This window comes from Alcanivorax sp. P2S70, assembly GCF_000475295.1.
Lineage (GTDB): Bacteria > Pseudomonadota > Gammaproteobacteria > Pseudomonadales > Alcanivoracaceae > Alcanivorax > Alcanivorax profundi.
This window is the reverse complement of record NZ_AXBZ01000023.1, coordinates 139354-152111: the sequence shown is the minus strand read 5'-3', so window position 1 is coordinate 152111 and position 12758 is coordinate 139354. Positions and strand designations below refer to the sequence as shown.

The 12758-nt window shown below is 58.9% G+C and carries 9 protein-coding genes; 7 read left to right on the top strand and 2 right to left on the bottom strand.

Annotated features, from left to right (window positions below):
- Positions 1-17: 17 nt before the first annotated feature.
- Positions 18-1361 (bottom strand): META domain-containing protein, encoded by a 1344-nt coding sequence (locus Q672_RS25765; protein WP_022985356.1) that lies wholly within the window; start codon positions 1359-1361, stop codon positions 18-20.
- Complete coding sequence (mtgA, locus tag Q672_RS0117165) at positions 1358-2287, bottom strand: monofunctional biosynthetic peptidoglycan transglycosylase (RefSeq protein ID WP_233552429.1); 930 nt, start codon at positions 2285-2287, stop codon at positions 1358-1360. Before mtgA ends, Q672_RS25765 begins: the two co-directional genes overlap by 4 nt.
- 314 nt (positions 2288-2601) lie before the next feature.
- Between mtgA and Q672_RS25755 the strand changes: the two genes are divergently transcribed.
- From Q672_RS25755 to Q672_RS25730, 7 genes are all read left to right on the top strand, one after another.
- A complete protein-coding gene (locus Q672_RS25755) occupies positions 2602-5175 on the top strand; it encodes an EAL domain-containing protein (protein ID WP_022985353.1) in 2574 nt (857 codons plus the stop codon).
- Positions 5176-5607: 432 nt separating this feature from the next.
- Positions 5608-6171, top strand: a complete 564-nt coding sequence (gene ahpC / locus Q672_RS25750) for an alkyl hydroperoxide reductase subunit C (protein ID WP_022985352.1) — start codon at positions 5608-5610, stop codon at positions 6169-6171.
- 126 nt (positions 6172-6297) lie between these two features.
- Positions 6298-7914, top strand: coding sequence for an alkyl hydroperoxide reductase subunit F (ahpF, locus tag Q672_RS25745; protein WP_022985351.1), 1617 nt, complete (start codon positions 6298-6300; stop codon positions 7912-7914).
- Between the two features lie 122 nt (positions 7915-8036).
- Entirely contained in the window at positions 8037-9596 is a 1560-nt protein-coding gene (locus Q672_RS25740; RefSeq protein ID WP_022985350.1) for a cryptochrome/photolyase family protein, read from the top strand.
- Entirely contained in the window at positions 9593-9787 is a 195-nt protein-coding gene (locus Q672_RS34400) for a DUF2256 domain-containing protein (RefSeq protein WP_081703636.1), read from the top strand. Before Q672_RS25740 ends, Q672_RS34400 begins: the two co-directional genes overlap by 4 nt.
- Entirely contained in the window at positions 9784-11205 is a 1422-nt protein-coding gene (locus Q672_RS25735) for a DASH family cryptochrome (RefSeq protein WP_022985349.1), read from the top strand. The genes Q672_RS34400 and Q672_RS25735 overlap by 4 nt, the downstream gene beginning before the upstream one ends.
- Entirely contained in the window at positions 11202-12707 is a 1506-nt protein-coding gene (locus Q672_RS25730) for an FAD-binding domain-containing protein (protein ID WP_022985348.1), read from the top strand. The genes Q672_RS25735 and Q672_RS25730 overlap by 4 nt, the downstream gene beginning before the upstream one ends.
- The last annotated feature ends 51 nt before the right edge of the window (positions 12708-12758 follow it).

The window sequence follows — 12758 nt, the reverse complement described above, 5'->3', positions numbered from 1 at the left end:
GGCCGCTCCTGGTCGGATCAGAAATAGATGGCCTGAAAGCTGGCCACCGCCTGGTCTTCGGCGTCGAACAACGTCAGTAACTCACCTTCAACACGATAACGCCGGGTATGTTTCAGGGCATCCATCATCCCGGATTCGGTGTTCATGTCCGGGCAAGCCTTGCGGGTCAGCCCCAGCTGCGATAGCGCCAGGTTGTCACCCTGTTGTTCGTACTGGCCTTGCAAGGTGTTACAGCCTGCCAGGCCGCGGACACTGCTGTCGTTGCCGAACACCAGGTGTGGTGGGCGCTCTTGATCGGCAGTGCTCACGGCGTTGTCGCCCAGGTGGGTCAGCTGCCAATGGGTATTGGCAAACTCGGCAGTGGGTTGTTCGCAGGCGCTTTTCAGGGCCTCAAACGCATAGCTTTCCACGCTGAGGGCAGCTTCAGTGCTACCTGCTTGCTGCCCCGGCACCTTGCGCACCAGGCCGCTGATAGTCGCCTGACGGGGTTGGTGCGGGTACTCCGCGCTATCCTGAAAATCTTCCAGAATCGCTTCCTGCTGCGGGCCAGTCAGCAGCAGACGCCGGTCGGTGTTGCAGGGGATAAAAACCGTTCGGCCGGCTTGCCATACCAGGGTGCCGGCCAGTGTCTCGCTGTCCGTCATGACGGCGCTGAGCGCCAGCACGGCGGGATCGAAACCGTTGGTCTTATAGGTCACGGTCAGTGGCTCGGAGCGGTAATAGATGCCGCCGCTGGCCAGCACCTGGGCAAACAGTTGGTACTCGCTATCTGCGTCCAGGGCCCCGGAGGGGAAGTACAACCGGAACGGCGGGACGGGCTCGCCGGCGTCGAGCGGGATGACCCGTTTCACGACGATGTCGCTATCGGTCAACAGGGATACGGTCAGGAATGCCTGATCCGGCAGTTCGCTGTCTGGTGGCAGCTGGATCTCACCACTCAAGTGACCGACCGCCGCATTGCTGCGCGTGTAGGTGCCGCTGAACTGTGGTTCGCTAGCCGGTGTGTTGCTGTCTGTGTCTTGCGTTGCCGATGCTGGGCTCGGGTTCAGTGTAAGCGTGTCGCCCTGTTGCAGGCCCTCTCGTGAGACCCGCTCCACGGTCATGGCTTCAGAATCCAGGAATTGCAGCGAGAACTGACCGTCATTGTTGTCCCAGTGCAGCCCCTGGCGATTGGCATCATTGGGCAGGTAAAGGTCGCCATTGTTTTCCAATACCAGAATCTGTTCTTCCTGTTGCCAGACCCCTGCCACCGGGTTGCCGGTGTCTACCGTCGCCGGCTGGCTGGCGGGTGAGGAGGGTGCATTGTCATCACAGCCTGTCAGCGCCAGGGCGCCTAAAAAAAACAGGGCATACTGCTTCATTGAGAGGTTCCTTCAAGGGTGCCTTCGGTGCTCGTGTCTTGAGCCGGGTCGTTGGTGGTGTCGATGGATTGTACCGGGAGCGTATTGCGGCCAGGGTTGGCCGGTTGCTCAACAGGAGCGGCCTCTGGTGTCGAGCCCGGTTGTGCTGGGGTGTCGGTAGACACCGAGGGAGCCGGCACCGGTGCTTGCGTGTCCGTGTCGCTTTTTTCAGCAGGCTCAGGAGCTGGGCTGGCAGGCCACACATTGAGCGCCGGGTCCGGGATACGCACCAGCTGCATTTGCTCCAGAATCCAGTTGGCGCGCTGATTGAGATGGTCGGTTGGGCCTTTGAAATCGTAGTAGTTTGGGCGCGGTAGCATGGCGGCGAGCTGGGCGGCCTGAAATGGACTCAACTGTGCTGCGCTCACCTGGAAATGGTGGCGGGCCGCAGCCTCGGCACCATAAATCTGGTGGCCCCACTGGGCCATATTCAGATACAGCTCCAGAATCCGGCGTTTGCTCAGGCAGATCTCCAGCAGTACGGCAATCATGGCTTCCTGGGCTTTGCGCAGATAGGAGCGCTTGCCGGAGAGATACAGGTTCTTGGCGAGCTGCTGGGTAATGGTGGACCCCCCGGCAACGGGCTTGCCGGCTTCCATGTTGCGTTTGATGGCATAGCGAATGCCGTCCCAGTCGAAGCCGGTGTGCTCGGTAAAGCGGGCATCCTCGGAAATCAACACGGCGCGCTTCAGGTAGTCGCTGATCTGATCATAGTCGCGCCAGGACTGCTGCACCTTCCCTTGGGCCTCGGCGCGCTCCATATAGGCGCTCTGGGTTGGGTTATGGTGCTGTAAGCGCATGACCAGCCCGGTATACCAGAGCACGTAAAGCCCCAGGCCCATGGCCAGTAGTGCAAGCAGTTGTCCGAATCGTCTTCTCAGCCTCATGGTCAGCCCGGTGGGGCAGCAGTCTCCCTTGATCTGGGGGCAGGCTTGGCACGAACGCCATGGCCTGATGCTTCAGGAGCTTCTGAATCAGGTCTTGCGGGTTCAGCATGACCCGGAGACAAGGCGCAGCAGATGGGCGCTCGGGGCCTCGGGGCAGTCTGAAAGACTGGGCTGGCAAGGCGTGATTCAGAGGCTTTCGTTGTTACAGGCCCCCAATTGTCGGTGAAAGTTCCATTTTTGTCAGGTCATGGTGGTAAGCTGTCCCAAGGCAGTTCAAATAGTAATCAAAAGAATAATTCTGCTGGATGCAAATAATGTCGCTACTGCTGATCGGGGCAGCAATGATCTCCGGGGTTCTACTGGGGCTGATGGGGTTTTCGTGGCTGTTGAAGAAACGTCATGGGCAGCGAATGGCCGCCCTGGAACATCGGTCCCGATTGCTGGTGGAGCAGGCGGCCACCGGAATGGCGTTTTTAGACTCTTCGGGTAAGTGGGTACATGCTAACCCCTCGTTTCTCTCCTTTCTTGGAATTGATCGTTCTCGGCTGAAGGGCAGGAGCCTTGTTTCTCTGGTTTATCCGGATGACATGCCGTGCTTGCCGGATTTATCCCGCTTCAATATTGGTGGCCAACCCTTTGTCGAGGAGCTGCGTTTTGCCGGGCCTGAGGGCAGCATCAGGTGGGCCCGGCTCACCCTGTCGCTGATTGAGCCGCAGCTGTACCTCATTCAGATTGACCCGATCCAGGCGACCAAGGATGCCGAGAAGGCCTTGCAGGAGAACCGTCGCCGGTTGGAGCTGGCGGTAACCGCTGGCGGTGTTGGAATCTGGCAATACCATCTGGGACGCGATGAGCTGCTGTGGGACGACAAGATGTACGAGTTGTACGGTGTCACACCCGGCGGGGAAACCGAGGGAACCCTGGCCATGTGGAGCGACCGGGTACATCCAGACGATCTTCCGGCGGCAAACGAGGCGCTGGCAAAAGCCATTGATGAGCAGGGCGAGCTGGATATTGGCTTTCGGGTTTTTCGGCCAGATGGAGAGCGTTGTTTTATCCGTGCCAAGGCGGTTTATCTTCCTGGCGACGGAGATGGCATGGTGCTCGGAACCAACTGGGATATCACCGCCGAGCAGGCCATGCAGGCTTCGCTTGCCCGAGAGAAGGAACAGCTCAGAGTCACGCTGAGTTCCATTGCCGATGCGGTCATCGCTACCGACCACAACGGCATAATTACCTTCATGAACCCGATTGCTGAATCCCTGACCGGCTGGCGAGAAAAAGAGGCTTGTGGTCAGCATGTGGACAGTGTCCTGGTGTTGTCCACGGAAGAGCGACGGGGGCCCAAAATCAGCCCTGTCAGTGTGGCCCTGAATGGGGGCGATGTTTGTTTTCTGAGAGAAGGGTCATTCCTTCTGAGTCGTGACGGTAGCCGTTACGAAATCCAGGATTCTGCCGCGCCCCTTAAAGACAATGCCGGTGTGGTGACTGGCGCCGTCATGGTATTCAGGGATGTGACCACCCGGCGTGCCATGCAGAAAAAACTCCGCTATCACGCAACCCATGATTCTCTCACCGGGCTTACCAACCGGCGGGAATTCGAGAATATCCTCCAGCTCACACTCGATGAGCGAGAGAAAGAGCAGGGCATGCTCTGCTTTATTGACCTGGACCGTTTCAAAGTGGTCAATGATACGGCGGGGCATGTGGCCGGGGATGCGTTGCTGCGTGAGTGCGCCCGGGTTATCGCGCGTCAGATCCGGGACGGCGATGTACTGGCCAGGCTCGGTGGGGATGAGTTCGGGCTGCTGTTACGCGGTTGTCCTGCCGATCAGGCGGTGCAGATTGCCGAACGGTTGATACAGGCGCTTGATGAGATGCGCTTTGCCTGGAAGGACTCGCTCTACGATATTGGCGGCAGTGTTGGTCTGGTGCAACTGGATGAAAATGTTGCCACCGTGGAAGAGGCGATGAGCCGGGCAGACGTGGCCTGTTATGCGGCCAAGCACCGTGGCCGAGGGCAGGTGTCAGTGTACACACCGGATGACAGTGAAGCCTCTCGCCGGCATGTTGAGTTACAGATGGCCGCTGGCTTGCGGGAATCGTTGGAAGCGAACCGGTTCCTGTTGTTTGCCCAGGAGATACGGCCGATTGCCAATCCCGATTGCCCCGGGCATTACGAAATCCTGCTGCGACTGCGTGACAGGAATGGTGACATTCTGAATCCCGGTGCCTTTATCCCGGCGGCAGAGCGCTACCAGATGATGCCGCACATCGACCGCTGGGTACTCACTCAATTGCTGGTCAAACTCGGTGAGCAGCTGCTGGCGTATCCAAAGTTGAATCTCGCAATCAACTTGTCGGCGACCTCCCTGGATGATCCCTCGTTTATTCCCTTCCTGGATGAGTTGCTGGCGGCAACACCGGTGCCGCCCCAGCGGCTCACCTTTGAAATTACCGAGACGACGGTGGTGAACCAGCTCTCTACCGCCAGTGAGGTTCTGAGCCGATTGCGCGAGCAGGGCTGTAAGGTCGCACTGGATGATTTTGGCAGTGGTTTCAGTTCTTTCAATTACCTCAAGCATTTTCCGGTAGATTTCATCAAGATTGATGGCAGCTTTGTCCGCAACCTGATGTTCTCCAGTGTCGATCACACCATTGTGGAATCGATTAATGAGGTGGCGCACCGTTTGGGAGTGAAGACCGTTGCCGAATATGTGGAGGACGACGCCCTGATACCGGTGTTACAGAAAGCCGGTGTGGACTACGTTCAGGGCTACGCGATCGGGCGCCCACAGCCGCTGGATTACTTGCTGGAGCAACTTTCCAAACCGGCGCAGCCGGATCAGCCGAAAAACAGGGCAATGGCGTCACCCCGATCCTCATAATACGGGCTGGTGCTGTGCCATCTTTGAGTAGTTGCCGCCACCTTCTTCCGTGTTTACCCGCCGCCCGTTGGGCAGGGGAGGGTCTCTGCATACGTCAGCGCGAATGACGGTGACGTCGCGCTTTCCCCTCCACCCTGCCGTCCTGAAACGGTGCTCGATCTGACCCTCTCCCTGAGCCGCATTCGAGGATCTGCCCGCCGGGCCCCTGCCTGTGGTTCGGCAAAGCCCGTTACAGCGGGGCGTACCCGGCATGCTTGAAAAGTACCCGCGCCGGCGGCATCTGATAACACGAGGCATGAGCGCGGGACATGCTCTGTTAGGTAATTCCTATGGATGCCATAAATGCTTTTGAATTTACCAATTTCCAAGAATTACGCATCCTGTCTCTGGCCTAAACGACTTAATGACCAACACCTAGGGAGTCTTAGACACATGGCACTTATCAACAGTGAGATCAAACCGTTCAACGCCACCGCATTCAAGCAGGGCGAATTCGTTGAGATCTCTGAAGCAGACGTAAAAGGCAAGTGGGCGATCTTCTTCTTCTACCCGGCCGACTTCACTTTCGTTTGCCCCACCGAGCTGGGCGACGTGGCTGACAAGTACGAAGAGCTGCAGAAGATGGGCGTGGAAGTGTTCTCTGTCTCCACCGACACCCACTTCACCCACAAAGCGTGGCACGACACGTCTGACACCATCGGCAAGATCAACTACTACATGGTTGGCGACCAGACCGGCACCATCACCAACAACTTTGAAGTGATGCGTGAAGGCCAGGGCCTGGCAGATCGTGCGACCTTCCTGGTCGATCCGGATGGCATCATCCAGGCCATGGAAATTACTGCCGAAGGTATCGGCCGTGACGCGGACGACCTGCTGCGCAAAGTGAAAGCGGCCCAGTACGTCCGTAACCATCCCGGCGAAGTGTGCCCGGCCAAATGGAAAGAAGGCGAAGCTACTCTGGCCCCGTCTCTCGACCTGGTCGGCAAGATCTAAACCGGCCTCACCCACTCCCTGATTTTCCTCCATGTATGGAGGCTCCTCTCCCCTGTCATGGGGGAGGGGCAGGGGGAGGGTTTGCCTTCATGTCACTGAATACTGAATCACGTTAAGGGAATACACATGCTCACGAATGAAATTTTGCAGGCTCTCAAGGGCTACGCCGCCAACATGCAGAAGAAAGTCACTTTCGTGCTGCAAAGCGGATCCCATGACAAGCGCGACGAACTGGCCAGCTTCCTTTCTGATATTGCCGGTGTCAGTGACAACCTGGCGTTTGAAGAACGAGATCTGGGTGACACACTGCGCAGCCCGATCAGTTTCCTGCTGGAAGCCGACGGTGAAGACACCGGTATCCGTTTCTCCGGTATTCCCGCAGGCCACGAATTCAATTCCCTGGTGCTGGCTTTTTTGCAGGCATCCGGGACCGATATCAAACTGGATGACAGCCTCCAGCGTATGGTGGCAGGCGCTAAAGGCGAGCTGAACTTTGAAGTGTTCATCAGTCTCAGCTGTCACAACTGCCCGGATGTGGTCCAGGCGTTGAACCAGTTTGCACTGCTTAATCCGAATATCACGGCAGAGATGATCGACGGCGGCCTGTATCAGGACGTGGTAAGCGAGCGTGATATTCAAGGTGTGCCCAGTGTCTACCTGAATGGCGAACTGTTCGCCAATGGCAAGGTGACCGCTGCCGAGCTGATCGACAAGCTCATGGCGCACGACCCGACCCTCGCCCAGGCGGGCGCGGGCGAAAAACTGCCGCTGCAGGACGTGACCGTCATTGGGGGTGGCCCGGCGGGTGTCGCCTCTGCGATTTACAGTGCCCGTAAAGGCCTGAAAGTGACCCTGATTGCCGACCGTATTGGCGGCCAGGTGAAAGACACCATGGACATCGAGAACCTGATCTCGGTGAAGAAGACTACCGGTCCGGAATTGTCTGGCGCCCTGCAAGCGCACATGAACGAATACGATGTCACCGTGAAAGAGCACCTGAAGGTGGCACGCGTTGAAAAAGGGGAAATCAAAAAGGTCGTGCTGTCTTCCGGTGAAGAGATCGACACCAAGACCCTTATCGTCGCCACCGGCGCCAAATGGCGCGAGCTGGGTGTGCCCGGCGAGAAAGAGAACGTGGGCAACGGCGTGGCCTACTGCCCGCACTGTGATGGGCCCTTCTTCAAAGGCAAGGATGTGGCGGTGATCGGTGGCGGTAACTCTGGTATCGAAGCGGCCCTGGATCTGGCCGGCATCGTGAAGTCGGTGACCGTGTTCGAATTCATGCCGGAGCTGAAGGCCGACAAGGTGCTGGTCGACAAGGCAGAAGAAAAAGCCAACGTCACCATTCACAAGAATGTGGCCACCCGTGAAATCAAGGCGACCAATGGCAAGGTCAGCGCTATCGAGTTTGTGGATCGCGCGACCGAAGAAGTGAAAGAGCTGCCATTGGAAGGTGTGTTCGTGCAGATCGGTCTGGTGCCCAACAGCGAGTTCCTGGGCGATGTGGTGGCCCGCACCCGCTTTGGTGAGATCGAGATCAACGAAAAATGCCAGACCTCCGAGGAAGGCATTTACGCAGCTGGCGACGTCACCACCGTGCCGTACAAGCAGATCGTGATCAGCATGGGTGAAGGCGCCAAGGCTTCACTGGCCGCCTTTGAATACCTGATGACCCAGGGCGATCGACTCGAAGCCCTGTACGAGAAGGGCAAGGACGAGCAGAAGGAATCTGCCGTCGCCTGACCCGCAGGCGCTCACCCGCGGAACACCCAAAAGCCACCGCATTGCGGTGGCTTTTGGGTTTATGTGCAGAGTCGTCAGTGCAGGCGTAGAGGTCTTCACCTTTCCTGTACAGGCTGTCTTCCATGATGCCCCGTAAAGGTGAATATCCGCAGGGGGCATGGGTGAAAATCGGTATCATTCTTGGTGATCAGCTCAGCCTGAGCTTGCCAACCCTCGCGCACCTCGATAAACAGCGGGACAGGGTGGTCATGGCCGAGCTGGCCGATGAAGCGACTTATGTAAAGCATCACAAGCAGAAGATCGCCCTGATCTTCAGTGCCATGCGCCACTTCGCCACCGACCTGCAGCAGCAGGGCTGGCAGGTGGATTACTACTCGTACGGCGAGCACAGTCACCGCGACTTCGAGTCCTTGCTGGCCGACCATTATCGAGAGGCGCAAGGCATCGTGGTCACCCATTGTGGTGAGTACCGCTTGCAGCAACGCATCGATCAACAGTGGTCTGCGTCCTGCGGGGTAGAGGTGACTTGCCTCGATGACACACGTTTTCTGTGTGCCCCCGGCTTTTTCCCGCGCTGGGCGGCGGGCAAGAAACAGCTGCGCATGGAATTCTTTTACCGCGAAATGCGCCGCCATACCTCCCTGCTGATGGAAGGAAGCGAGCCGGTCGGCGGCAAGTGGAATTACGACAGCAGCAACCGCCAACCCTACAAGGGCAAGACGCCACTGCCACCTGTCCTGACCTTTACACGCGATGCGATAGACGAGCAGGTGCTGGCGCTGGTGGCGGAGCATTTCGCCGATCACCCCGGTTCACTGCAGCATTTCCAGTGGGGCACCACTACCCGGCAGGCGCAGCAGGCGCTGGCGCATTTTATCGAACACCGGTTGCCGTGCTTTGGCGACTACCAGGATGCCATGGTCACCGGCGAGGACACCCTGTTTCATAGCTTGCTGTCCCCTTACCTTAATCTTGGTCTGCTTGATCCCATGGCCGTCTGCCAGGCCGCAGAGCAGGCCTATTATGATGGCGATGCGCCACTCAATGCGGTGGAAGGGTTCATTCGCCAAATCCTTGGCTGGCGGGAATATGTGCGCGGAATCTACTGGCTGTTGATGCCGGATTACGCAAAGGAAAACCGGCTGGGTAATCACCGGCCTCTGCCGTCGTACTATTGGACCGGCGAGACCAAAATGCACTGCATGGCGGAGTGCTTTCGCAATACGCTTGAGCATGCCTACGCTCATCATATTCAGCGACTTATGGTCACCGGTAACTTCGCGTTGTTGTTGGGTGTGCTGCCCGATGCGATCTGCCAGTGGTATCTGGAGGTCTATGCCGATGCGTTTGACTGGGTGGAATTGCCCAACACCCTTGGCATGGTGATGCATGCCGATGGCGGCTACCTGGGGAGCAAGCCCTACGCCGCCTCGGGCAGTTACATCAATCGCATGTCGGATTATTGCAAGCACTGCCAGTACGATGTCAAAACCGCTAGCGAGTCAGACAGTTGTCCTTTTAATAGCCTGTACTGGCATTTTATTCACCGGCATCGTGGACAATTTTCCACTAACCACCGGATGAAAATGATTTACCGCAATCTTGATCGCATGGACAGCGACAAGGTGAATGCCATGCTGACGCGAGCGGAATCCTTGCTGGCCAACCCGGACCTGTTATGACCGCCAGGACCGCAAGTGCGAAATGGAAAGGTAACAAGGTCGCCTTGCCCAGCAAGATCTGCCCGGTCTGTCATCGCCCGTTCCAGTGGCGAAAAAAATGGGAAAAGCACTGGCACGAGGTGGTTTATTGCAGCCAACGGTGTCGTCGCGGGCGCGGCGCTCGCGTACACCGGCAGATTGAAACACCATGATCACGGTAGTGTGGTTTCGTCAGGACCTGCGCGTCCATGATCAGCCCTTGCTGCATCGGGCGGCGGCACTGGGGGCGCCGGTGGTTCCCTTGTATGTGTTGCCTGCTCACTGGACAGTCCCCGGGCCGGAAGGTGAAGACCGGCTTGGGGCGCCCAAGTCGGCATTTCTGGAGGAGTGCCTTGCGGATTTGTCCCTGTCGCTGGAGGCCCTCGGGTTAGCGCTGGTTACCGTGGTTGCGTCGCCTGTGACGCTGCTTGACGATTGGCATCAGCGCGAACCCCTACAGGTGGTCACGGCTGAAGCGGATGCCCCGGAGGAAGCGCAGGCCATTGCGTCGTTGCGGGCCCGGGGGCTAACGGTTCACGAGGTCGGTTCGCGGACATTGCTGGCCGCCACAGCGTTGCCTTGGCAAGGCACGTTTCCTGCCACCTTCAGCCGTTTTCGTCGTCAGGTTGAGCGTCATTCGGGCCCCTTCGTCGACAGGCCGGAGGGGAAGCCTCCCGCGCTGGGCTCTGCCCTCGCGCCCCCCGTGCCAGCAGGGACAAAGGGGGTGGCTCCCGTGCTGGCACAACGGCGTGCCGGCTGGCAGCGTTGCGATAAAGACTATTTCTCCCTGCCCGGGGGAGAGCAGAGCGCCCGGCAGTGGCTGCAACGCTATCTCTTTGACGCGCGGCACATTGCCCATTACAAGCAGACACGCAATCAGCTGATCGGCGAGGGCTACTCCAGTCGGCTCAGTGCCGCGCTGGCCTGGGGCTGCCTGTCGGTACGGCAGATCTGGCACGCGATCCTCGAGTATGAACAGCACTATGGAGCGAACAGCCACAGCTATTGGCTGCGATTTGAACTGCTATGGCGTGAATTCTTTCACTGGTCCCTGCGTGAGCACGGCGTGCAGAGTTTTTGCTTTACCGGCCTCTCAGACCGCCAGGCTGAGCCCCCCTGCCTGGACTCGCTTGCGCAGCGACGCTGGCTGGCCTGGCAGTCCGCCACCACAGGGTTGCCCTTCATCGATGCCAGTCTGAGGGAGTTGCTGGCGACGGGATATGTGTCCAATCGGGGACGTCAGGTATTGGCCAGTTTTCTGGTACAGGATTTGGGGTTGGACTGGCGCCTGGGGGCCCGCTGGTTTGAGCGCCACCTGGTGGATCATGATGTGGCGTCAAACTGGGGGAACTGGGCTTATATCGCGGGGTATGGGCATGATGCCCGTGGCGGTCGGCGTTTCAGTCCGACCCGCGAGTGGTGGCGTCATGACCCGGATGCGAGCTACCTGTATTACTGGTTGCCAGAACTGGCAGGGCTAAGCCGGGCAGCCTGTCTGGAATGCCATTTTCGTTCCGTGGATCAGTATCATGAGCTGGCGTATCCCGCGCCGGTCATTTCCCTGCCGGATTCTGACCGGGTTGTGTCATGACCGTGCAAGTGGTCTGGTTCAAACGCGATCTGCGCATCCGTGATCACTGGCCTTTGGCTAATGCCTGTCGGGCTGGGCCGGTATTGCCGCTGTACATTATTGAGCCCGCGTACTGGCAGCAACCCGATAGCAGTGCCCGGCAATGGGCGTTTATTGCTGAAAGTCTACGCGAGCTGCGCAATCAGCTGGCCACCCTGGGTTTGCCTCTGTGGGTGGTGGAGGGGGATGCGCAAGCCGTGTTGAGCGGGCTGCACAAACGGTTTGCGGGCATCGCCCTGCACAGTCATCAGGAATATGGCGTGGCATGGACCTATCGCCGCGACCGACAGATCAAACAATGGTGTCAGCAGCAGAGAGTGGAATGGGAGGAAACGCCGCCCTTTGGTGTAATGCGCCCATGCCTCGATCGCGACCTGTGGGGAAGTCACTGGCAAGCGTTCATGACCTCGCCTCAGGCCCCTTTGCCAACCGCAATCCAGGCCGCCGCGCCATCGCCGTCGTGGCCATCGTTGAATGCCCCGCGAGGCGTGGGCCGTGACCCTTGCCCCGGGCGTCAATGTGGCGGCGCAGAGACGGCTGAGTCGGTCTGGGCCAGTTTCCTGGAGCACCGGGCCAAAGGCTATCGTGGAGGTGTCAGCGCCCCTCACCGGGCCGAGCACAGTGGCTCACGTATCAGTCCTTATCTGGCGTGGGGGTGTCTGAGTTTGCGTCAGGTTGTGCAACAGTTGTGGGAGGCGCAGGACGCTGCTCCGTCTGGTTCACTATCTGCTGGCCTTGCGGCATTCGAGTCTCGCTTGTGGTGGCATTGCCACTTTATCCAGAAGCTCGAAGATCAGGTGGAGATGGAGCACCAAAGCCTGCATCCGGCGCTGCGTAACCTGCGCGAGGTGCCCGGCAATCCGGGCTGGTTACTGGCCTGGCAGCAGGGGCAAACCGGTTGGCCGCTGGTGGATGCCGCCATGCGCTACCTGCACCACCACGGCTGGATCAACTTCCGCATGCGCGCCATGTTGGTGTCCATGGCGTGCTATCCCCTGTGGCTGGACTGGCGGCAACCCGCCCTGCATCTGGCCCGGCTGTTTGTCGATTACGAACCCGGTATTCACTATCCCCAAGTGCAGATGCAAGCAGGGGTGACGGGCATCAATGCCTTGCGAATGTACAACCCCACGCTTCAGGCTCAAAAACTCGACCCCCAAGGACGATTTATCCGCCGTTGGGTGCCTGAACTCAGAGAGGTGTCGACCAGCTGGATTCACCAGCCATGGCGGATGGGCGCACGCCAGCAACAACACAGCGGGGTTCGCATTGGTGAGCACTATCCGGCCCCGTTGGTGGATTTTGACGTTGCGGTGCGTCACGCCAGAGCTCGCTTGGCTGAAGCCCGCCAGCAGGCCGGCTTTCGCGAGCAGAGCCGTGCGGTGAACCACCGCCACGGCAGTAGACGCCGGCGCACAAGGCCATCACGCCGCGCTGACGATGATCAGTTGCCGTTGTTCTGAAGGTCAGACCCGCGTGCATGTCGCGTGACCCAAAGTCACAAGCGCTTTTCT

Excerpts from the sequence above, each read along its gene's own strand:
- Q672_RS25740 (WP_022985350.1), top strand. The coding sequence starts at position 8,037 with ATGATGCCCCGTAAAGGTGAATATCCGCAGGGGGCATGGGTGAAAATC.
- Q672_RS34400 (WP_081703636.1), top strand. The coding sequence starts at position 9,593 with ATGACCGCCAGGACCGCAAGTGCGAAATGGAAAGGTAACAAGGTCGCC.
- Q672_RS25755 (WP_022985353.1), top strand. The coding sequence starts at position 2,602 with ATGTCGCTACTGCTGATCGGGGCAGCAATGATCTCCGGGGTTCTACTG.
- ahpF (WP_022985351.1), top strand. The coding sequence starts at position 6,298 with ATGCTCACGAATGAAATTTTGCAGGCTCTCAAGGGCTACGCCGCCAAC.
- Q672_RS25765 (WP_022985356.1), bottom strand. The coding sequence starts at position 1,361 with ATGAAGCAGTATGCCCTGTTTTTTTTAGGCGCCCTGGCGCTGACAGGC.
- Q672_RS25730 (WP_022985348.1), top strand. The coding sequence starts at position 11,202 with ATGACCGTGCAAGTGGTCTGGTTCAAACGCGATCTGCGCATCCGTGAT.
- ahpC (WP_022985352.1), top strand. The coding sequence starts at position 5,608 with ATGGCACTTATCAACAGTGAGATCAAACCGTTCAACGCCACCGCATTC.
- mtgA (WP_233552429.1), bottom strand. The coding sequence starts at position 2,287 with ATGAGGCTGAGAAGACGATTCGGACAACTGCTTGCACTACTGGCCATG.
- Q672_RS25735 (WP_022985349.1), top strand. The coding sequence starts at position 9,784 with ATGATCACGGTAGTGTGGTTTCGTCAGGACCTGCGCGTCCATGATCAG.